General features: G+C 70.6%; 23 protein-coding genes and 1 pseudogene. 9 read left to right on the top strand and 15 right to left on the bottom strand.

The annotated features are described in order from the left end of the window. Position 1 precedes the first annotated feature (1 nt). Together JOL79_RS10320 and JOL79_RS34955 are read right to left on the bottom strand one after the other, a co-directional pair. Positions 2 to 442, bottom strand: coding sequence for a YkvA family protein (locus JOL79_RS10320; protein ID WP_210155494.1), 441 nt, complete (start codon positions 440 to 442; stop codon positions 2 to 4). A 40-nt stretch (positions 443 to 482) separates the two neighbouring features. Beyond that, the gene (locus tag JOL79_RS34955; protein ID WP_269143769.1) at positions 483 to 608 is read right to left on the bottom strand and encodes a hypothetical protein; all 126 of its coding nucleotides are present in this window, start codon (positions 606 to 608) and stop codon (positions 483 to 485) included. 154 nt (positions 609 to 762) lie between these two features. On the opposite strand from JOL79_RS34955, the pseudogene JOL79_RS10315 reads away from it, so the two are divergent. Beyond that, positions 763 to 925: pseudogene (locus tag JOL79_RS10315) on the top strand (IS5/IS1182 family transposase); the annotation flags it as partial. Positions 926 to 943: 18 nt separating this feature from the next. Here JOL79_RS10315 and JOL79_RS10310 read toward each other — a convergent pair. Then, the gene (locus tag JOL79_RS10310) at positions 944 to 1708 is read right to left on the bottom strand and encodes a maleylpyruvate isomerase family mycothiol-dependent enzyme (RefSeq protein WP_210155493.1); all 765 of its coding nucleotides are present in this window, start codon (positions 1706 to 1708) and stop codon (positions 944 to 946) included. On the opposite strand from JOL79_RS10310, the gene JOL79_RS10305 reads away from it, so the two are divergent. Further along, the gene (locus JOL79_RS10305) at positions 1697 to 1840 is read left to right on the top strand and encodes a hypothetical protein (RefSeq protein ID WP_210155492.1); all 144 of its coding nucleotides are present in this window, start codon (positions 1697 to 1699) and stop codon (positions 1838 to 1840) included. The genes JOL79_RS10310 and JOL79_RS10305 overlap by 12 nt on opposite strands. Positions 1841 to 1904: 64 nt before the next feature. Here the strand turns inward: JOL79_RS10305 and JOL79_RS10300 are convergent, their stop codons facing one another. Both JOL79_RS10300 and JOL79_RS10295 read right to left on the bottom strand, forming a co-directional pair. After that, complete coding sequence (locus JOL79_RS10300; RefSeq protein WP_210155491.1) at positions 1905 to 2549, bottom strand: response regulator; 645 nt, start codon at positions 2547 to 2549, stop codon at positions 1905 to 1907. Next, on the bottom strand, positions 2534 to 3763 hold the full coding sequence (locus JOL79_RS10295) for a sensor histidine kinase (RefSeq protein WP_307848463.1): 1230 nt from the start codon (positions 3761 to 3763) through the stop codon (positions 2534 to 2536). Before JOL79_RS10295 ends, JOL79_RS10300 begins: the two co-directional genes overlap by 16 nt. 48 nt (positions 3764 to 3811) lie before the next feature. On the opposite strand from JOL79_RS10295, the gene JOL79_RS10290 reads away from it, so the two are divergent. Further along, the gene (locus tag JOL79_RS10290) at positions 3812 to 4384 is read left to right on the top strand and encodes a Tn3 family transposase (protein ID WP_210155490.1); all 573 of its coding nucleotides are present in this window, start codon (positions 3812 to 3814) and stop codon (positions 4382 to 4384) included. A gap of 115 nt (positions 4385 to 4499) precedes the next feature. On the opposite strand, the gene JOL79_RS10285 is transcribed toward JOL79_RS10290, so the two are convergent. The 7 genes from JOL79_RS10285 to JOL79_RS10255 all read right to left on the bottom strand — a co-directional run bounded on the left by JOL79_RS10285 (position 4500) and on the right by JOL79_RS10255 (position 10328). Further along, complete coding sequence (locus JOL79_RS10285; RefSeq protein ID WP_210155489.1) at positions 4500 to 5321, bottom strand: NAD(P)H-binding protein; 822 nt, start codon at positions 5319 to 5321, stop codon at positions 4500 to 4502. Between the two features lie 14 nt (positions 5322 to 5335). Next, the gene (locus tag JOL79_RS10280; protein ID WP_230984533.1) at positions 5336 to 5956 is read right to left on the bottom strand and encodes a TetR/AcrR family transcriptional regulator; all 621 of its coding nucleotides are present in this window, start codon (positions 5954 to 5956) and stop codon (positions 5336 to 5338) included. Between the two features lie 127 nt (positions 5957 to 6083). After that, complete coding sequence (locus JOL79_RS10275; protein ID WP_210155487.1) at positions 6084 to 6581, bottom strand: MerR family transcriptional regulator; 498 nt, start codon at positions 6579 to 6581, stop codon at positions 6084 to 6086. Between the two features lie 10 nt (positions 6582 to 6591). Next, positions 6592 to 7452, bottom strand: a complete 861-nt coding sequence (locus JOL79_RS10270) for an SDR family NAD(P)-dependent oxidoreductase (RefSeq protein ID WP_210155486.1) — start codon at positions 7450 to 7452, stop codon at positions 6592 to 6594. A gap of 176 nt (positions 7453 to 7628) precedes the next feature. Beyond that, positions 7629 to 8423: a class I SAM-dependent methyltransferase gene (locus JOL79_RS10265; RefSeq protein WP_210155485.1), complete on the bottom strand. Its 795-nt coding sequence runs from the start codon at positions 8421 to 8423 to the stop codon at positions 7629 to 7631. 110 nt (positions 8424 to 8533) lie between these two features. Beyond that, entirely contained in the window at positions 8534 to 9475 is a 942-nt protein-coding gene (locus tag JOL79_RS10260) for an NADP-dependent oxidoreductase (protein ID WP_210155484.1), read from the bottom strand. A 37-nt stretch (positions 9476 to 9512) separates the two neighbouring features. Continuing rightward, on the bottom strand, positions 9513 to 10328 hold the full coding sequence (locus JOL79_RS10255; RefSeq protein WP_210155483.1) for an alcohol dehydrogenase catalytic domain-containing protein: 816 nt from the start codon (positions 10326 to 10328) through the stop codon (positions 9513 to 9515). An 86-nt stretch (positions 10329 to 10414) separates the two neighbouring features. On the opposite strand from JOL79_RS10255, the gene JOL79_RS10250 reads away from it, so the two are divergent. Then, a complete protein-coding gene (locus tag JOL79_RS10250; RefSeq protein WP_210155482.1) occupies positions 10415 to 10984 on the top strand; it encodes a TetR/AcrR family transcriptional regulator in 570 nt (189 codons plus the stop codon). Positions 10985 to 11031: 47 nt separating this feature from the next. Here the strand turns inward: JOL79_RS10250 and JOL79_RS10245 are convergent, their stop codons facing one another. The 3 genes from JOL79_RS10245 to JOL79_RS10235 form a co-directional block, all read right to left on the bottom strand. After that, a complete protein-coding gene (locus JOL79_RS10245; RefSeq protein ID WP_307848462.1) occupies positions 11032 to 11778 on the bottom strand; it encodes a hemerythrin domain-containing protein in 747 nt (248 codons plus the stop codon). A 186-nt stretch (positions 11779 to 11964) separates the two neighbouring features. Next, positions 11965 to 12345: a VOC family protein gene (locus JOL79_RS10240; RefSeq protein WP_210155480.1), complete on the bottom strand. Its 381-nt coding sequence runs from the start codon at positions 12343 to 12345 to the stop codon at positions 11965 to 11967. After that, on the bottom strand, positions 12342 to 13121 hold the full coding sequence (locus JOL79_RS10235) for an arsenate reductase/protein-tyrosine-phosphatase family protein (RefSeq protein ID WP_210155479.1): 780 nt from the start codon (positions 13119 to 13121) through the stop codon (positions 12342 to 12344). The genes JOL79_RS10240 and JOL79_RS10235 overlap by 4 nt, the downstream gene beginning before the upstream one ends. Positions 13122 to 13204: 83 nt before the next feature. On the opposite strand from JOL79_RS10235, the gene JOL79_RS10230 reads away from it, so the two are divergent. The 5 genes from JOL79_RS10230 (at position 13205) to JOL79_RS10210 (ending at position 20704) form a co-directional block, all read left to right on the top strand. Next, entirely contained in the window at positions 13205 to 14356 is a 1152-nt protein-coding gene (locus JOL79_RS10230; RefSeq protein ID WP_210155478.1) for a GDSL-type esterase/lipase family protein, read from the top strand. A 172-nt stretch (positions 14357 to 14528) separates the two neighbouring features. After that, the gene (locus JOL79_RS10225; RefSeq protein WP_210155477.1) at positions 14529 to 16916 is read left to right on the top strand and encodes an ATP-binding cassette domain-containing protein; all 2388 of its coding nucleotides are present in this window, start codon (positions 14529 to 14531) and stop codon (positions 16914 to 16916) included. A gap of 22 nt (positions 16917 to 16938) precedes the next feature. Next, positions 16939 to 17895 carry a tyrosine-type recombinase/integrase gene (locus JOL79_RS10220; protein WP_210155476.1) on the top strand — a complete coding sequence of 319 codons (957 nt, stop codon included), beginning with the start codon at positions 16939 to 16941 and terminating at the stop codon, positions 17893 to 17895. Between the two features lie 440 nt (positions 17896 to 18335). Next, positions 18336 to 18986 (top strand): lysophospholipid acyltransferase family protein, encoded by a 651-nt coding sequence (locus JOL79_RS10215; protein WP_307848461.1) that lies wholly within the window; start codon positions 18336 to 18338, stop codon positions 18984 to 18986. 113 nt (positions 18987 to 19099) lie between these two features. Continuing rightward, positions 19100 to 20704, top strand: a complete 1605-nt coding sequence (locus tag JOL79_RS10210; protein WP_307848460.1) for a penicillin-binding transpeptidase domain-containing protein — start codon at positions 19100 to 19102, stop codon at positions 20702 to 20704. The last annotated feature ends 112 nt before the right edge of the window (positions 20705 to 20816 follow it).

The raw sequence follows: 20816 nt of genomic DNA, 5'->3' as shown, positions 1-20816 counted from the left end.
ATCACTCGGCCGTGCTGCCGTGCGGCGCGGGCGGGGTCAGGCCGGTCAGGCGGGCCAGGGCGCCGAAGCCGTCGTCGGTGCCGGGCCAGTGCCGGCGCACAGCGTCCAGGCCGGCACGGCGGACCACCGAGCGCAGGACCACGGTGACGATGATGGCGTCGTCGGCGTAGCCCAGCACGGGGATGACGTCGGGCACCAGGTCGATGGGGAAGGCCAGGTAGGCCAGCAGCAGCGCGAGCCGGACACGGACGCCGCGGGGCAGGCCGGGATCGGCGGCCAGACGGCGCACCAGGCGCAACGTGTCGGGCAGCAGCCGCAGCGCCTCGCGGAGCAGGCCGCCGCGGGGGCGGGCGACGGCCAGTGCGGCGATCAGGAGGAGCCAGGTGGCCAGCAGCGCGGCCGCGATGCCGATGAGCAGGTCCCATCCCTGTGATCCGGTCATGCCTGCTCTCTTTGGTCGCGGCCGGGCTCCGTGTTGGGGCTCACCCGCTGATCGGGCCCGGCCAGGTGCGGTCCACGGCGGCGCCGGCGAGATCGCCTTCGGCGATGCGCAGCGGCAGCCGGGTGAACTCCAGGGTGTCACAGGTGTAGCCGATCATCAGACGCATGGGTTGCATTCCGTACCTGGGTACAGGCTTACCGTCGAGGCATGACACAGGGCATTGCCATTGACCAGGGATGGGTGCCGTCGGCGTGCACGCTCCCGGCCGTTCCCCGGTGGACCGAGGCAAACAGGGCCTGAAGCGTTCGGTGGCCACCGAAGTGAACGGCTTCGGCAAGTTGCGGCGCTGTACCGAGAAGCGCAGCCGCGGCGTGGACTTCTACCTCTATCTGTCCGCAGCGATCGTCACGCTGCGTATGCTCATCCGCCGCGCGACCCCGCTACCGCTGGGACGGCCGCCCCACCACCCGACGCCTCAAGTGATCCATTTGCTGGTCGGTCTTAGTCCCAGTCCTGCAGCTGCTGGAGCAGGTCGGCGTCGCCCTCCATCCGCAGCGAGCCGGCCGGGATGCGCTTGTACATGAGCAGGGCCATCTCGCTCGCCGTGCCGTAGATGGCGGCGGTGGGCTTGCTCTCGGCGGCCTCCGCCGCGGTGAGGCGGGTGAAGCGGGAACCGGCGGCGTCCACCGTCTGGCGCCAGGAGCCAGCCTCGGCTGCGTGGTAGTCCATGGTGGCGGGCTCGCCCGGCCACGGGATCGTGCCGGTGCAGACGGTGGCGAGGAACTCCTCGATGGCGTCGCCCGCCTCGGTCGTCGGCAGCTCCTGCGGGGTACCGGAGGCCAGCTGGGCGTCGTAGGTGTGGATCAGCGACTCTGGGACGCGGCGGCGGGCCACGGCGGCCACCGTGTGCGGCGAGGCCAGCGGCTCCCACCAGGCCCAGCAGCCCCGGTCCGGGCCGGCCTCGCGCAGAGCAGTAAGCAGCTGCTCCGTCGAGTCGGCCAGCCAGGTTATGAGGGCCTTGCGCTCCATGGGCGCCGCCAGCCCGTCCTTGCTCGGCCGCTCGTCGCCGGGCGCGGTGTTCAGCACGATGTAGGCCCAGAAGCGGTCCCCCTCACTGAGGTGGTTCGCCAGGTCGTACAACGTCCAGCCCGGGCAGGATGGGACGTCGGCGTCGAGGCTGGGGGCCGCGGCGACGGTGGCGCGGAACGCGGCGGACCGCTCGTCAATCATCCGCAGCAGGGTGGAGAAGTAGAGATGCTCAGTCATGCAGACCTTGTATCACTGCCGTCGTTCTCCACCATGACCCCGCACGCCATCCGCTGCGACCGCGGACCGGCCGAGATCCTGTGCATCCTCGACCACAACGGCGAACACAACCGCCTCCGCACCAGCACCTGACACCCGCAGCCGACACGCTGGTCTCGGTCACGGCTCGTCCACTGAGCGGTCCTTGAGAACGAGTTCAGGCTTGCAGGTAGGCCAGGACAGCCAGGACCCGCCGGTTGTCCTCCTTGGCCTGCTGCAGCCCGAGCTTGGCGAAGACGTTGTTGCTGTACTTACTCACAGCCTTCTGCGTCACGAACATGCGGGCGGCGATGGCGGCATTGGAGCGGCCTTCGGCCATCAGCGACAGAACCTCCCGCTCGCGCTGGGTCAGCGCCTGCAGCGGTTCATCGTCCTGGTGCCGGGCCAGCAGGGACGCGACCACGTCGGGGTCCATGATCGTCGCGCCGGCGGCGACCCGGCGCACCGTGTCGATGAACTGCCCGACGTCCGAGACCCGGTCTTTCAGCAGGTAGCCGACCGCCCCGGCCCGGTCGGACATCAGCTCGCGGGCGTAGAGCTGCTCCACGTACTGCGAGAGTATCAGCACCGGAAGGCCCGGGATCCGCGCGCGGGCGTCGATCGCGGCGTGCAGTCCCTCATCGGTGAACGTCGGGGGCAGCCGCACGTCGATCACGGATACGTCCGGGCGGTGCCTGTCCAGTGCGCGCACCAGGGACGGGCCGTTGTCCACCGCCTCGACGACCTCGAACCCGTAGGCTTGGAAGATCCGGATCAGCCCGTCGCGCAGCAGAGCCAGGTCCTCGGCTACGACAACACGCATGGCACAGACATCCTCACGTCGGTAGGTCCGCCGACCGGACTGTCGATGCTCACGGTCCCGTCGAACGCGCTCAGACGCCGTTCGATTCCCCGCAATCCGGCACCGCCCTCGAATGAGGCCCCGCCGCGGCCGTCGTCACTGACGACCATACTCAGCAGCCCTCCGCCGTCATCGGTGTACTCCAGGCGGATCGAAATGCGCTGCGCGTTCGCGTGTTTGATCGCGTTGGCCAGGGCCTCGGCGACCGCGAAGTACGCCGCCGACTCCACCGCGGCCGGCAGTCGCCCGGGAATGCGGATGCTGACCGCCGTCGGCACCGGGTTGCTCAGGGCCAGCGCCTGGACCGCCCCGTCCAGGCCCCGATCGGCCAGCACCGGCGGATGGATACCCCGTACGAGGTCCCGCAGTTCCACCAGTGCAGTCGAGGTCGATTCCCGAGCCTCGGCCAGCAGACCGGCCACCGCCTGCGGGTCCTCCGCCAGCATCTGCTCAGCCAGCCCCAGGCTCATCCCCAGCGATGCCAGGCGGGCCTGGGCGCCGTCATGCAGATCCCGTTCGATTCGGCGCAGCTCACTGGCCTGGGTGTCGACGGTCTCCGCCCGCGAGACCGCCAACTGCGCTACCCGCGCCCGCAACCGGGCCTGTTCGGTCGGGGCCAGCAACGAGCGGATCACCAACGCGTTCAGCCTCGCCAACGGCACCGCGCTGACGTACCAGAGGACGAGGAGAATCAGGCCGAGCGGGACCATGACGAACGATTCGGTGACGGTCTGCAGGTGGAGATGCGGGCCGAACGGGGTTCGGAACACCTGTGCCGGGGTCAAGGCGAACACCAGCGGATAAAGCAGGTAGAACACCCCGGCCGCGAAGATCAGGAACGAACCGCCGGCGGTGAACCACCCGGCCACCGAGTCGACCACCAGCCAGGCCCAGTCCCGCCAGGTCGCCGGGTCCCTGAGGACCGCCCGCAGGCGGGTCAGCCAGTTCCCCGCCGGGATCGGCAGGTAGGGGCGGGCAACCGGCTCGCCCATCCACTGCCCCGCCCACTCACGGTGCCGATCGGCGAACCAGCGCACCAGCACCGTCGCCAGCAGAGTCACCGGCAGTCCGACCCCCATCAGGACCAGCCCCGCCGCCGTGCTCCACAGCGTCAGCAATGCGAAAGCCACCGCCGAGGCCAGTAGCAGCACCAGCGACCAGCCGAGCAACTCCACACGCAGCACCAGGCCCGCACGCAGGCCACGGCCGGGGAGCTGCCCAGGTTGAAGAACATCGGGTCAGCGCGGTTGTATCGGCCCGGGATCGGTGAGGACGAGGCCTGGCCGGCACTGGAGGAGGTGCTGTCGAACAAGACCATCGACTGGGACCTGATCGCCAACAACTACGACCAGATGGTCAAGTACGCCACCGCGCTGCGGCTCAAGACTGCCGAGGCGCACCAGATGCTGCGGCGCTTCACCCGCGGCGGCCCCAAGCACCCCACCTACCAGGCCATCGAAGAGCTGGGCCGCGTCGTAAGGACGATCTTCATTTGCGACTATCTCGCCGACGAGGACATCTTCTACGGCAAGGCCGGTGACCTGACCGGCGACGACCGCGAGCACGTCGAGGTATCCGCGCTGGCCCTCCACCTGGTCCAGGCTACGATCGCCTACCTCAATACCCACTTGATCCAGATCGTGCTGCGTGATCCCGCCTGGCGGGACAGGCTCACCGAGGAGGATCGGCGCGGGCTGTCGGCCCTGTTCTGGACCCACCTGCACCTGTACGGGCGGCTGGAGCTGGACATGACCAACCACCTCGACCTCGATCTCGACGACCAGGGCGCGGCCTGACGCCACGAGCGTTCAGCGGTAGGTCCAGGCCTGCCCGGTACCACCTTCCACCTCAACCCCTGACTGCCGACAGGAGGGCAAGGGCGTACAGCGGGGTGGAAGGCAACCCGGGTCGTCAGGGACGGAAGTCGTCGGCGTGGTCTCTCGCCCATTCCGCGAACATCTGAGCAGGCCGCCCGGTGAGCTTTTCGACGATGGCGGAGGTCTCGGGGACGATCTCGGCGCCCGCCGCCCACGCGCGCATGATCGCCTCCACACCCATCGCGGGCATCGTCCTGCCCAGGTCGGCCCGCGCTTGTTCGGGTGTGACCGCCTCGATCGGGATCTGCCTGCCGATGGCTGCGCCGATGTACCCGACCTGCTCGCGCAGGGTGAGCGCCTGCGGCCCGTACAACGTGTACGCCTGTCGTCCGTGCCCCCGCTCGGTCAGCGCCGTCACCGCGAGTCCGGCCATGTCCAGCTCGCTGACGGGAGCCGTCAGCGCCTCCGGGTACGGCAGCCGCACGGCTTCCCCACCCTTGATCGCCCGCGTCCACCACCATCGGGTGTTGGTCGCGAACATCCCCGGCCGGATGAAGGTCCAGGACAGCCCGGACTCCTCCAGGGCCGACTCCACGACCCGATGGTCCCGTGCGATCGGATTGCGGTCGGCGCCGGGCTGCACGACCGCCCCAGACGACAACAGCACCACGTGCCGCACCCCGGCCGAACGGGCGGCCGCCACGAACCCGTCGATGCCCGCGGGTTTGGCGTAGAGAAAGACCTGCGACGCGCCCTCCAGCGCGGCGGGCAACGTTTCCGGCACATCCAGATCCGCCGCCACGTGGGAGGCGTCCGGCGTCCTGCTCGTCAACCGGACCGGCACACCCGACGCGGCCAGACCTGCGGCGACATGGCGGCCAACGTTCCCCCGGGCACCGAAAACAACCGTGACCATCGTGCGGGGCCCCCCTAATCCTCAGTGAGCAGCTTGATGAGTTGGGTGCGCAGGACCTGCCGGGTCTCGGACGACAGTGGGTCGCTGCCGAGGATGTCCCGGACGAACTGCGGCATCGTGACGGGCGCGAAGATGATCGCGTAGGCTGCCAGGAGCGCGAACGCGGGGTCGAGCCCGGCGCGGATCTCGCCGTCCACTTGCCGCCGGCGGGCCTCGTCCACCGCCGCCGCCATCGCTTCCCGCTGCCGCCCTGCCTGTCGCTTGCCCTCTTCGGCGTCGGCGTACGGGCAATCGCCCAGCGCCTGCCAGACCACGAGCCCGGCCCAGTCGGGCCGGTCAAGCGTCGCGTCGAGATACGCGCCGAGGGACTCGGCGAACGAGGCCCCAGGCGGGACGATCTCCGCCTGCACCTCCTGCCACCGGCGCCGGAGCTCGTCGAGCAGCCCCTGCTTGCCACCGAAGTAGTAGGAGATGAGCTGCTGGTTGACGCCGGCCCGCACAGCGATGCCCGCCGTCCGGGCCCCCGAGTAGCCCTTGGCCCCGAACTCGGCGACGGCTGCGGCGAGGATGCGCTCCCGCGTCCCCTCCGCCGCCTGCCCGCGCTCGTTCGACCGCCACTCCTTTGATGAAGGCATGCAGCACATAGTAGTCAATCAATTAATTGAATGATCCTCAGGGGGTGCGGGTTGGAACAACGACGGAATGGCCCGGCACACCCAGCCCCACATCTGATCACGAAAGCACGCCGCCGGAGCAGGGCGGTTAGGCGGCGGCGTCGCGCGAAGGGCGGCGCTCGACGTCGGAGCCGGTTGCCCCGCCGTACGTGGTGATCTTGTAGTCGACGGCCGCCAGCGACAACGTCAGCTCGCGCAGCCGCCGCACGATCGTGTCGCGGTGCTCGGCCAGCATGGCCATCCGCTCGGGCACCGTGCGCTCGCCCGCGTCGACCAGCTCGATGTAGTGCTGCAGCTCGCGCATGGACATCCCCGACAGCCGCATCCGGGTCAGGAACACCAGCCGTCGTACCGCGTCGGCGTCGTAGACCCGGTGACCCTGGCTGTCCCTGGCCACGGTGACCAGCCCGGCCCGCTCGTAGTAGCGCAGCGTGTGCGCCGAGAGGGCGAGCCGGTCGGCGACCTCGGCGATCGTCATCGACGACGGCACCTCGGCCAGGTCGGTGAGGTCGTGGATCGCCTCCACCGTGGGCTGGGCGTCGCCGAGCGCTTCGAGGACCTTGGACATCAGGTCGTCAGTGGCCATGACCGCCAGCCTAGACGGGCCGGACCGAGGCGGGCGCGTCGGCGAAGTCCGCAGCTTGGGCGACCTCGGCCCAGCGGGCGGTCTCGGCCAGGCCACGCCGGTAGACGCCGGAGATGCGCTCGACCGCCTCGCGCCCGAGCGGCAGCCGCAGCGGCACCTCCTCGCCGTGCACGAGCGAGACGATGATCTCGGCCGCCCGCGCCGGGTCGCCTTCCTGGCGGCCGTCGGTGCCGGCCATGTCGGCGCGCACGGCGGCCAGCACCTGGCGGTAGGTCTCCGACGGCTCGGCGAACTCCAGCACGTCGGCGCCGTTGAAGCCGGTGCGGAACCGGCTCGGCTCGACGATCATCACGCGGACGCCGAACGGTGCGACCTCTCCGGCCAGCGCCTCCGACCAGCCTTCCAGGGCGAACTTCGACGCCGAGTAGGCCGACACGCCGGGGAAGGACATACGCCCGCCCTGGCTGCTCATCTGCACGATGGTGCCGGAGCCGCGGGTGCGCATGCCGGGCAGCACCGCCCGCACGAGGGCGGCGGGACCGAACAGGTGCAGGTCCATCAGCTCGCGCAACTGCTCGTCGCCGACCTCCTCGACCGCTCCGACCACGGCCCGTCCCGCGTTGTTGACCAGCACGTCGACCTGGTCGAACCGGTCGATCGCGGCCTGCACGAGGGCGGGCGCCGCGGCGACGTCGCGGGCGTCGAAGGGGGCGGCCAGGAAGGCGCCGGGGTGCGCGTCCACCAGGTCGGCGACGCTGCCGGGGGTGCGCACCGCGGCCACGACGTTGTCGCCCGCCGCGAGGGCGGCCTCGGCCAGTGCGCGCCCGAGTCCGCGGGATGCGCCGGTGATGACCCATGTCTGTGTCGTCATGGATGTGACGCTAGGACTTCGAGCGCGCTCTAACGCAAATCGCCGTTTATCGGGTGATCTTCGCGCCGATCATGGTGAACCGTTCGAGTCGTCGGGTACGTCGTCGCACTGGTCGACCACACCTACGAGACTTCAGGCACGACCTTGGCGCCGGCGGGGGCACGCCTTCGTCGTGCTCAGTGCGCCGCGCGGACCGCCGAGACCAGTCCGCCGGCGCCCTCGTCCTGTTGCGACGGGTTGAGCACCGGACGCCCGTAGGCCTCGGCGCGCTCACGCAGGGTGAAGGTCTCCGCCTCCCAGCCGAGGCCGTCCAGCCAGCCGACCGGGTCCTCCGGCATCTCCGAGACCCACATCGACGCCGGCGATGCCGGAGCGGCGTCCGCGCGGAAGCGTTCGACCACACCGCGCGAGGCCAGTGTCAGGCCCATCCTGCTGCCTGCGGCGGACAGCGCGCCGACCTGTTCGAGCAGCGACTGCACCGCGTCCTCGGGCAGATAGACCAGTAGTCCCTCGGCGATCCACACCGTCGGCTGCGCCGGATCGTGCCCGGCCGCGGCCAGGGCGCCGGGCCAGTCCTCGCGCAGGTCGACCGGGACGGTGATCCGCTCGCAGCGCGGAACGGCCCGCTCCTGACGCAGCACCGAGGCCTTGAAGCCCAGCGGTTCGGCCGTGTCGATCTCGAACAGCCGGGTCCCCGCAGGCCAGTCCATCCGGAAGGCCCTGCTGTCCATCCCGGCTCCGAGCAGCACGACCTGCCGGACGCCGGACGCGACCGCCTGGTCCAGCAGGTCGTCCAGGAACTTCGTCCGGATGACGATCGAGAAGGCCACCCCGAGCCAGCGGCGCCGCGCCGCCTCGTCCGCGTGCGGGGACGGCGGCGTCCCGGGGTCGATCCCGCCCGCCGTGGCGAAGGCCAGCGCCAGCGGGTCCCGGAACAGCGGTTGCTCGCGTGCCGTCTCGATCGCCCTCACCCGGCCCACACCCCGGACGGCTCAACCCGTCCCGCTGCATCAGTCATGCGGTCAGCCTAGGCCGCCGGGGCGTCACACCGGCGCGGTGGTCACCAGCGCCTCGTGGAGGGTCATCCTGGCGTGATGATCAGCTTGCCCCGCTTGGCCGTGCCGTTCCGTTCGAGTTCGGTGAGCGCCGGGATGGCTTGCGAGAGCGGGACGGTGCGGGCGATCGGTAGCCGCAGCGTTCCCTGGCCCGCGGCTCGGGCGACCTCTTCGAGGTCTTTCGTGACCGGTCGCGCGATCATGGCGTGGAACGGCCCGGGCAGGACACTCCTTGCGAGGTTCGACGGGGTGGGAAGGACGCTGATGACGCGGCCGCCGGGCTTGAGCATCGTCCGCGCGGCTTTGACCGGGAGCGTGCCGGCGGCGACGAGGACGAGGTCGAACCGCCTTCTGAGCGAGACGGGGTCGAAGCCGAAGTCGACGACCGGGTCGATACCGAGGTCGCGTGCTTCGGACCTGGCGTTGTCGCGGCAGCTACCTGCGACCGTGGCCTGGTGTGCGAGGGCGATCTGCACGGCGGAGCGGCCGACTCCGCCGAGGCAGCTGTGAACGAACACGGCCTGGCCCGGCTGCAGCCTTCCCTTCGTGATCAGGGCCTGCAGGGCGGTGATCCCGACCGTCGGGATAGCGGCGGCGTCCTCGAACGAGAGGTTCCCTGGCTTGTTGACGACGCCCTTCTCCTGAGCGACCACCACGTCGGCGAACGCGCCCGCGGACTTGATCGTCGTCCCGCCGAGCACTTCGTCACCCACGTGTAACCGGGTGACGTGGTCGCCGACTGCCTCGACGACGCCCGCGAAGTCATAACCCATCGCGCGCGGGAAGCGCCGGCCGGTCACGTGCTTCATGCGGCCGGCGCGGATGCCGAAGTCCATCGGGTTGGCCGCGGCCGCGCGCACACGGACAAGGACCTCGTCGGCGCCGAGCGGCGCCGGCTCGAAGTCTTCGAGCCGCATGACTTCCGGCCCGCCGTACTGGTGATACTGGATCCGCTGCATCGTCGTCATCCCTTCATCGCTTCCACATGAGGTCTTTGCGGCGCGGTCACAGCGTGACCACGACCTTGCCGTGGACGTGGCGTCCGGCCTGCAGCGTCACGGCGTCGCGGATCTTCTCGACCGGGAAGGCAGCGGCGATGGGGACGGTGAGCTCGCCGGCGAGGATCGCGTCGGTGATCTGCCTCAGGGCGTCCGGCACCGCGTCGACGGCGCCGGTGGCGCGTACGCCGCCGGGAGGGTTGGGGCCCGCGGCGACCGTGGAGATCCGCTCGGGCGCCACGCCGAGCGCCAGCGCGGTCTCGGCCGTCTCCGTGCCGAACAGGTCGGTCGCGGCGGTCACCCCGCCGGGCGCCAGCGCCCGGACCCGGTCCGCCAGCCCGGCGAACACCCCCACGCCACCGGCGGCTCCCCCGATCAGGACGGTGTCGCCGGGCCGCGGGCCGATCGCCGTTAGGGCGGCGGCGGCAGTCAGGCCGGCCACCGGAAGCGTGCTCGCCACCTCATCGCCGATTCCCTCCGGTGTATGCCACAGCGAATCGGCGGGCGGCTTGATCACCACGAAATCGGCGACCGCCCTGCCCAGGGCGCCGCCGAAGACACGGTCGCCCACGGCGAAGCCCGTGACACCGTCACCTACCTCGTCGATCACTCCGGCGAGGTCGGACCCGAAGCCGGCCGGCACGGCGATGCCGAACCGCGCCGCCGCCTCCGGCCGCGAGGCGATGCCCCAGTCCATCGGGTTCAACCCGGCGGCCGTCACGCGCACGCGGACCTCACCAGGGCCGGCGTGCGGCTCGGGAACCTCCCGCAGCTCCAGCACTTCGGGGCCTCCGAACGCTTCGTAGATCACAGCTCGACTCATTGACGCACTCCTCGCAGAGCAAGTGACGGGACTTGGTTCCATCACCGTAACACGAGTGACGGAACCAAGTCCCGTACACTGTGTTCATGGCTCGCTGGGAACCGAACGCACCAGAACGGCTCGCTAACGCCGCCCTCGACCTGTTCGCCGAGCGGGGCTACGAGAACACGACCGTGATCGACATCGCACAGCGCGCGGGGCTGGCGAAGACCACCTTCTTCCGGCACTTCCAAGACAAGAGGGAAGTCCTCTTCGGCCGCGGCACGGTGAACGAACTGCTCGCCGAGGCGACAGCCGCAGCCCCGGCGACCGCCGGCCCGCTAGAGGCGGTCGCTCACGCGCTGGACGCGGCGGGCAGACAAGTCTTCACGTCCGAACGCCGCGAATTCATCGCCCGCAGACAGGCGGTGATCGCCGCCAACCCCGAACTGCGGGAACGCGAGGCGCTGAAGAACCTCGCCCTCATCGCATCAATGGTCGACGCGCTCAAACGGCGCGGCGTTCCCGAGCTGACCGCTCGCGTGGCCGCGGAGCTCGGCGCCCTCGCCTCCACGATCGCCTACGAACGCTGGAGCCAGACGACCGCCGGCGAGGACTTCGGCGAGATCGCGCGACAAGCGCTCGACGACGTGCAGGCGTCCACAGCCTTCTGCTGACGCGGCACGCGACGGATCCTCCTCGCGGGCCGGTACGGCCCGGCTGGTCATCTGGCGGGCGTGAACTGGGACAGGTCGTAGATGCCGAGGGTCTTCTCGATGTCGGCGACCTGGTCGACGATGCCCTCGAAGCCGCGCCGGCCGAAGCGGCGGTGTTCTTCGTCCTCGAAACGTTCGGCCAGCTCAAGGAACTCCTTGGCGGGCACGACCTCGCGGAAGGCGGGGAACACGACGGTGTCCTCGCGGGCTTCGTGGGGTTCGTACATGCGGATGAACGCGGCCATGTCGGCGACCAGTGAACGGCGGGCGTGGGTGCCTGAGGCGCCGGAGCGCCCGGTGGCGGCGAGGATGCGGCCGGTCAGCGCCCGCCCTCTGCGGTGTTGCAGCTGGAGGACCGAGACGGTGTCGGTGAGCTTGCCGGCCTCGCGCAGGCGGGGGAAGACGTACTGCTCTTCCAGATGCTCGTGGTAGTCCTCGATGAAGTCGCGGATGATGCGGGCGGCGGCGTTCAGCGGCTGGGCGGGTGCGCTGCCCCCGCCCTCGACCCGGCGGATGCCCTCACGGTAGACCAGCAGGATCCGCTTCAGCACGCCGTGCTCACGCATCAGGTCTTCCGGCGGGGTCACCTCCGCCTCCTGCTCATGGGGCGCCGCCTGCGGGCCGGGTGTGGCCGCGAGAGCCGGGGCGCCGGGCAGGCCGCGGTAGGCCGTGACGCTCACCGCGCCCGCCAGGGCGGCGGAAGACAGGCCCAGGAGGTCACGGCGGCGCACCGCCGGTGAGTTGCGATCGTCCACGACATCCCCGTTTTCGCCCGGTCCCGACGCTTGTCCACGCGCACAGCGTGTCGTCGGGACACTCCCCCGCATGGACGGCCCGCACGCCGCCGGCTGAGTAAATGCTTCGCCCGGCTACCACGGTGTTGCCGCGACGCGGCTTCCTCGGCCCGGCCGGCCGCACGCCATCCCGCCTCGGGCGTCGCGTCAGGCGGGTTGGAACAGTTCGACCAGGTTGCCGGCGGGATCGGCGAGCAGGATCTGCCGCCCGCCGGGGCCGGTGACCACATCACTGCGGAACGACGGCAGTCCTGCGGCGCGCAGCCGGGCGATCTCGGCGTCCAGGTCGTCGACGACCAGGTGGATACGGTTGCGCCCCGCGACGGCGGCGTCGGCGGGTGTGGCGCGAGCGCCGGAACTGGCGGGCCCCGACAGCAGCAGGCGCAGCGGCCCACGGATCACGTCGGCGAACGCGGGCCCGGCGCTGCTGTTGAGGGTGAAGCCGAGGTGGGTGGTGTAGAAGCCGACGGCTGCCTGGACATCGTCGACGAGGTAACGGACGCTGGCGTACTGGTCGGGTGCCGTCATGCGTGGGCCTCCGGGGTCTGGGCGAGGACGGGCAACAGGTGGCGGACGCGTGCGTCCATGTCCGCCGCGGCGTGAGCGAATGCGGCATGGCTGTCCTCCGCGCGGCCTGCGGTGGCCGGGTCGGGGATGCTCCAGTGGACCCGCCTCGCATGGTCGCCGAACTCCGGACAGACTTCGCGGGCCCTGTCGCACAAGGTGATCACGTAATCGAACCGGCGGCCGCGCAACGTGTCCAGATGCCGGGGCTGCCGGCCGGCGATGTCGATGCCGTACCGCTCCCGCAGCACCCGCACGGCGTGGGGGTGCACATGAGCCTTGGGCCGGCTGCCGGCGCTGGTCACCATCACATCGCCGGTGGTCAGATGGCGTAGCAGGGCTTCGGCGATCGGTGAGCGGGCGCTGTTGCCCGTGCACACGAACAGCACCGCCAGGCGCGGCCACCGCCGCCGGCCGTCCGGGGACCTCGATGGCGTGGCGGCGCGGCGCAGTGCCGGATGCAGGGCGGCCCCGGCATCGGCCAGCGCCTGTCCGCAGCGGTCCAGGTCCAGGTGGTAGTAGCTGTCGCGGCCGTCGAAACTGCTCCGTGTGACGGCGACCAGGCCACCGTCGCGCAACAGCCGCAGATGATAGGAAACCAGGTTCTGGGGTGCATCGACCAGCGACATGAGCTCCCGCACCCGCAAGTCGCCGGCGGCGAGCTCGGTCAGCAACCGCCAGCGCAGCGGGTGGGCGGCCAGACGCACGAACGCCGGGACCGCCTCACTCGAGGACGCCATGCGTTCGACAATATATCAAACCCATTTGATGGAATAGCCGCCTGCACGAACCATTCCGGAAACACCGATCAACAGGTTGAGGCATGAACACCGAGCACGACTGGATCACCACACCCGTCACCGCGGACATATTGCGCGGTTTCCTCGATCTGGAAGCGACCGCGCACGGCCTGCTGCCGCATCGGCTGCCCGCTCGGGCACGCCGGCAGATCCCCGACGACCAACTGGCCGTAGCCGAGGCGCAGCCCTCCGGCGTGCGGCTGGCGTTCCGCACCCGGGCCACCGCGATCGAGCTGGACACGTTGCCCACCAAGCGGGTCTACGCGGGTTTCCCCACCCCGCCGGACGGCATGTACGACCTGCTGGTCGACGGGCGTCTCACCGCCCAGGCCACGGTGCCCGGCGGCAGAGTGCGCACGATCGTCGACATGGTCACCCAGGCCGCCGAAGTACACGAGGGGCCTGCCGGCACCGCCCGCTTCACCGATCTGCCCGTGGGTGACAAGAACGTCGAGATCTGGCTTCCGCACACGGAGATCACCGAGCTGATCGCCTTGCGCACCGACGCCCCGGTCGAGCCGGCGCCCGACAGTGGGCGCAGGGTGTGGCTGCACCACGGCAGCTCCATCAGTCACGGCTCGAACGCCGCCCACCCGACAGGCACCTGGCCGGCACTGGCAGCCGCCCAAGGAGGGGTGGAGCTCGTCAATCTGGGGTTCGCCGGCAGCGCGCTGCTGGACCCGTTCACCGCCCGTGCGATGCGGGACGCGCCCGCGGACCTGATCAGCGTCAAGATCGGCATCAACGTCGTCAACGGCGACGTGATGCGCCTGCGCGCCTTCGTCCCTGCGGTCCACGGCTTCCTGGACACCATCCGCGAGGGGCATCCGGCCACTCCGCTGCTGGTCGTGTCCCCCATCCTGTGCCCGGTCCAGGAGGACACCCCCGGCCCCCTCGCGCCGGACTTCGACGGCGGTGTCCTGCGGTTCAAGGCCACTGGCGATCCAGCCGAACGTGCCGCCGGGCGTCTGACGCTCAACGTCATCCGCGACGCGCTCGCCCGGATCGTCGAACAGCGGTCGGCTGACGACCCGGACCTGCACTACCTCGACGGCCGAGACCTTTACGGCGAGACGGACTACGCCGAACTCCCGCTGCCCGACGGGGTTCACCCTGATCCCGCAGGACACCGCCGCATCGCCGAGAACTTCTCGCGGCTCGTGTTCGGCGATTAGGAGCGGCGGGAGTGTGGAACGGCCAGACGCCGCCGTTCACGGTAGGAACCGAGGACAGGCCGATCAGGAATCGAGAAGCACCGATCACCCGGCGCGGCTAACGTGATTGAACGGACCGTCAAAAATCACCAAATCGGGCATGGCGGCCCTCGGCCCAACAGATGGAGACAGGATGAGCATGGCCACGAGCCCGGACGTCCCGAACGTCGACAGCCACGGTGTGATCCGCGTGCACGGCGCGCGCGAGAACAACCTCAAGGACGTCAGCGTCGAGATCCCGAAGCGCAGGCTGACCGTATTCACCGGTGTCTCCGGCTCGGGCAAGAGCTCGTTGGTGTTCGGCACGATCGCCGCGGAGTCGCAGCGGCTGATCAACGAGACCTACAGCGCCTTCGTGCAGGGCTTCATGCCGACCATGACACGGCCCGACGTCGACGTCCTCGAAGGGCTGACGACCGCGATCCTCGTCGACCAGCGGCGGATGGGCGGCGACGCCCGTTCCACGGTCGGCACCGCCACCGACGCCAACGCGATGCTGCGCATCCTGTTCAGCCGCCTCGGACAGCCGCACATCGGCTCACCCAACGCGTTCTCCTTCAACGTCCCCTCGGTGCGGGCGAGCGGCGCGATCACGGTCGAACGCGGCGCCGGCAAGACCAAGACCGAGACGGCGACCTTCACCCGTCTCGGCGGCATGTGCCCGCGCTGCGAGGGCCGGGGCTCCGTCTCCGACTTCGACCTGTCCGCCCTCTACGACGACGCCCGGTCGCTGAACGAGGGGGCGCTCACCATCCCCGGCTACACCATGGACGGCTGGTACGGCCGGATCTTCCGCGGCTGCGGATTCTTCGACCCGGACAAGCCGATCCGGAAGTTCACCGAGAAGGAACTGCACGATCTGCTCTACAAGGAGCCGACCAAGATCAAGGTCGAAGGCATCAATCTGACGTACGAGGGGCTGATCCCGAAGATCCAGAAGTCGTTCCTGTCCAAGGACCGGGAGTCGCTGCAGCCGCATGTCCGGGCGTTCGTTGACCGGGCGGTCACGTTCACCGCCTGCCCCGCCTGCGGCGGCACCCGGCTCAGCGAGGCGGCCCTGTCGTCGCGCATCGCCGGGATCAACATCGCCGACGCCTGCGCCATGCAGATCAGCGACCTGGCCGAATGGGTCGGCGGCCTCGACGAGCCGTCGGCGGCGCCGCTGCTCGCCACGCTGCGGCGCACCCTCGACTCGTTCGTGGAGATCGGGCTGGGCTACCTCTCCCTCGACCGGCCGTCGGGCACGCTGTCGGGCGGTGAGGCGCAGCGCGTCAAGATGATCCGCCACCTCGGCTCCGCGCTCACCGACGTCACCTACGTCTTCGACGAGCCCACCACGGGCCTGCACCCCCACGACATCCAGCGGATGAACGACCTGCTGCTCCGGCTGCGCGACAAGGGCAACACCGTGCTCGTCGTCGAGCACAAACCGGAGACGATCGCGATCGCCGACCACGTCGTCGACCTCGGCCCCGGCGCCGGCACGGAGGGAGGCACCGTCTGTTTCGAGGGCACCGTGGAGGGGCTGCGGGCCGGCGGCACCGTCACCGGCCGTCATCTCGGCGACCGGGCCTCCCTCAAGGAGAAGGTGCGGACGCCCACGGGCACGCTGGAGATCCGCGGCGCGGCGGCGCACAACCTGCGCGACGTCGACGTCGACATCCCGCTCGGCGTGCTGGTCGTCGTCACCGGCGTCGCCGGCTCCGGCAAGAGCTCACTCGTCCACGGATCGATCCCCGCCGGCGCGGGGGTGGTGTCGATCGACCAGGGGGCGATCCGCGGTTCACGACGCAGCAACCCCGCGACCTACACCGGGTTGCTCGACCCGATCCGCAAGGCGTTCGCGAAGGCCAACGGCGTGAAGCCGGCCCTGTTCAGCGCCAACTCCGAGGGCGCCTGCCCCGGGTGTAACGGCGCGGGCGTCGTCTACAGCGACCTGGCGATAATGGCCGGCGTCGCCACCGTGTGCGAGGAGTGCGAGGGCAGGCGATTCCAGGCGTCGGTGCTGGAGCATCGCCTCGGCGGCCGCGACATCAGCGAGGTGCTCGCGATGCCGGTGACCGAGGCCGAGGAGTTCTTCGGGGCCGGCGAGGCGCGCACGCCGGCCGCCCACGCGATCCTCGCCCGGCTCGCCGACGTCGGGCTCGGCTACCTCACGATCGGCCAGCCGCTCACCACTCTGTCGGGCGGTGAACGGCAGCGGCTCAAGCTGGCCACCCACATGGCCGACAAGGGCGGCGTCTACGTCCTCGACGAGCCGACCGCCGGGCTCCACCTCGCCGACGTGGCACAGCTGCTCGGCCTGCTCGACCGGCTCGTCGACTCCGGCAAGTCGGTCATCGTCGTCGAACACCACCAAGCGGTCATGGCGCACGCCGACTGGATCATCGACCTCGGCCCCGGCGCGGGCCACGACGGCGGCCGGATCGTCTTCGAGGGCACCCCCGCCGACCTCGTCGCCGCTCGTTCCACGTTGACGGGTGAGCATCTCGCGACCTACATCGGCGCCTTTACATCGTAGATTCGTATTATGATCGGTGCCGATGACAGCGCCAGCGGTGCCGGAGCGGCTGCCGGCCCAGCAGCCCCCACGTGACCCGTACGAGGTGTACCTGGACGGCCTGCCCAGTCCCGAGTCGAGGCGGACGATGCGCGGCTGCCTCGACCGCATCGCCCGGCTCATCACCGGCGACCCGCACGCCACCGGCGCCGGCCAGCCCTGGGAGCTGCTCCGCTACGAGCACACGGTCCGGTTGCGGACTCTCATGCGCGAGCAGGGCTGGTCGCCGTCGCACGTGAACAAGCACCTCGTGGCGCTGCGGCGGGTGCTCAAGGAGGCCTGGCGACTCGGGCTGATGACGGGCGAGGACTACCAGCGAGCGGCCGACCTGCCCGCGTACAAGCACACCCGGGTGCCGGCCGGGCGGCACGTCGAGTCCGGCGCGCTGGTCTCGGTGCTTCGCGTCTGCGACGACGACCACTCCCCCGCGGGCAGGCGGGACGGCGCACTGCTCGCGACGCTCTACTCGACGGGTTGCCGCAGGGCGGAGCTGGCCGGGCTCACCCTCGCCGACTTCGATCCCGGCGCCCGCTCCCTGCGGGTGCGCGGCAAGGGCGACAAGGAACGCCTCGTCTACCTGACGGTCGAGGCGGTGGAGCGGCTCGACCTGTGGCTGGCCGTACGCGGCGGGGAGCCCGGGCCGCTGTTCTGCCCCGTCAACAAGGCGGGCAGGCTGCGGCTCTCCCACATGACCGGCCAGGCGGTCGCCGACATCGTCTCGCGCCGTCTGGCCGCGGCGGGCGCCGCGCGCCGGACGCCCCACGACTTCCGGCGCACGTTCATCGGCGAGCTCCTCGACGCGGGCGTGGACCTCGCGACCGCGCAGGCGCTGGTCGGCCACGCCTCCCCCGCGACCACCGCCCGGTACGACAGGCGTCCCGAGCGCCGCCGCCGGGAGGCCGTCGACCGCCTGCGGATGCCCGGCGCGGACGGCGCCTGACCACTCGCCGGAGGCCTGGCAGGCGTCTAGAAACGGCATATATCGGACAGGGGCCGGAGCGCCGAGCCCGAGCACGTCCGGAGTGGGCTAGAGTCGTACGTGGCCGATGTGGTTTGTGTCCCCCGGGCCGCAAATACCGCCTTCACGGAATACCGTCCGGCTGGAGCCGTGTTGTGCGTCTCGCCGAGGAGGCGACCGCCACATCGGCCACTGACGTCGCGCCCCGCGAGACCACCGTCTCGCGGGGCGCTTCGTGTTCCGGGGGCCCTCTCCAGCCGCGTCGTCTTGGGAGTGCCGTCTCGCCGGCGCCGCCGTTGTCTTGGCGCCGCCGTCTTGGCGGTGTCATACAGAAAAACAGGGCTCCGCTTGCACAATGTCCACACTCGGACCGTCAGGCGGGGGTCCTAGGGTTGTCCGCATCGCCAGGTGAAGGAGAGCCCGTGATTTACCGCGCCGCGAAGATCATCAGCGTTCCCGTCATGCGCGCGCTCTGGCGGCCCCGTGTGGAGGGCCGCGAGCACGTCCCCACGCACGGTCCGGCGATCCTGGCCTCCAACCATCTGTCCATCCTCGACTCGTTCTTCCTGCCCGCGGTGCTGCCGAGGGACATGACCTTCGTGGCCAAGAAGGAGTACTTCACCGGCAACCGGCTCACGGCCCTGTGGATGCGCGCGACCGGGACCATGGAGATCGACCGGCAGAACGCCGCCGCGGCCCAGGCCATGCTCGACGCGGCCGTTGACGTGCTGAAGTCGGGTGAGCTGTTCGGCATCTACCCCGAAGGGACCCGCTCCCCCGACGGGCGCCTCTATCGCGGCAAGATCGGAGTGGCCTGGCTCGCCCTCACCACGGGGGCTCCGGTCCTCCCCGTGGCGATGCTGGACACCGAGAAGGTCCTGCCGCCGGGCACCTCCGTGCCGCGGATCCACCGGATCGGCATCCGCATCGGCGAGCCGATGCTCTTCACCGGCGACGCGGCCAGCGCCCGCGACCGGCGTCAGGTCACCGACGAGGTCATGGAGGCGATCCGGCGGCTGTCGGGGCAGGAGTACGTCCCGAGGTACGCCTCGAGCCTGAAGGACGCCGGCTGATCCGCGGGTCCTCGTCCACAGCTCCCCCGACCGGCCTGTGGCGGCCCGTGAAGGGACGCTAGGCTCGGGGACTACTCGGACACAGGGGGTGGCACGTGCCGCGAGGACGCACCGTGGCGATCGGGTCCGCTGTCGCGGTACTGGTGGCGGCCGGAGCGGCGGGGGGCGCCTACTACGTCCTCCACACGCGCGGCACCCCGCAGGAGACCGCCTCCCGTTTCACCGCCGCGTGGTCGCGCGGCGACACCGCCGCGATGAAGACGGAGCTCGCCGCCCCGGCCCCCGGCTTCGACGCCGCGTACGCCGAGCTGACCAGGAACCTCGGCGCGTCCTCGGTCGCGGTCACCGGTGTGCGGGTGACGACGACCGCCGGCGATCGGGCCACCGCCTCCTACACGGTCACCGCCCGGCTGAAGAACGTGGGCGACTGGACCTACCAGGGGCGGCTCCCGCTCAGGGTGAAAGACCACTACTGGAAGGTCGACTGGACCCCCGCGGCCGTCCACCCGGCCCTGGCCGGCGGCGGCCACCTGTCGATCAAGACGACGTGGCCGCAGCGCGCGGCCATCACCGACGCCAACGGCGACCGTATCGACGGCGGCGACGTGGGCGGCTCGGTCCAGCAGCTCGTGGGATATCTGGCCAAGGCCACCGCCAAGGACGTGAAGAAGCTGGGCGCGGCGTACCGCCCGGGTGACGCGATCGGCGCGGCCGGGCTGCAGGCGGCGTTCCAGAAGCGGCTCGCCGGCACCCCGACCACGCGCATCCAGGTGACCGGCGCCCATCCCGCCGTGCTCCACACCATCGACGGCGAAGCGGGCGAGGAGCTGCGCACCACGCTCGACCTGCGGGTCCAGCGGTCCGCCGCGGACGCCGTCCGCGACGTCGAGAAGCCCGCCTCCCTGGTCGCGATCCGCCCCTCGTCGGGCGAGATCCTCGCCGTCGTGAACAACAAGGGCGGCTTCAACCGGGCGCTCGACGGCAACTACGCGCCCGGCTCCACGTTCAAGACGATCACCGCGGCCGGGCTGCTCGCCGAGGGGCTCACTCCGCAGTCCAAGGTGACCTGCCCCAAGCAGGTGAAGGTCGGCGGCCTCGACATCCGCAACTCCGATCACGAGGCGTTCGGGTCGCTGTCGTTCCTCGACTCCTACGCCCACTCGTGCAACACCACGTTCGCCCCGCTCGCCGCGGACAAACTCGGCGCGCAGAAACTGTACGACCTGGCCACCGCCTTCGGGTTCAACCTGCCGCTGAACATCGGCGTCCCGGCAACCCAGGGCAGCATGCCCAAGGCGACCAGCGACGCCGAGCTTGGGGCCGAGGCGTTCGGTCAGGCGAGGATCACCGCCAGCCCGCTGGTGATGGCGACGGTGGCGGCGGCCGTGGCCGACGGCAGCTGGCGCCCGCCGACCCTGGTGCCGGACCTGAAGCAGAAGACCTCGCCCAAGTCGCTGCCCGATGGTGTCGCCGAGCAGTTGCGGGCGATGATGCGCGCCGTCGTCACCAAGGGCACCGCCCACGCGGCCGGCCTCCCGGCCGGGACCGCCGGCAAGACCGGCACGGCCGAGTTCGGCACCGGCCCCAAGCTCGACACCCACGCGTGGTTCATCGGCTTCCGCGGCGATCTCGCCTTCGCGGTCGTCGTGGAGGGCGGCGGGATGGGCGGCGACGTGGCCGCCCCGATCGCCACCGCGTTCCTGAAGGGACTCGGCTGAGGATCCAGGCGTTTATCCCGGCGAAGAACGCCAGACCGATGTCGAGATAACCAGAGCTAGTAAACCAATTCGTTATTCTGGCGATATCGGAAAAATTTATTCGCCTGATATG

This window comes from Microbispora oryzae (assembly GCF_017896165.1).
In the GTDB taxonomy this organism is placed as follows: Bacteria; Actinomycetota; Actinomycetes; order Streptosporangiales; family Streptosporangiaceae; genus Microbispora; species Microbispora oryzae.
Note: the sequence above shows the minus strand (reverse complement) of the source record. Positions and strands in the feature narration are given on the sequence as shown.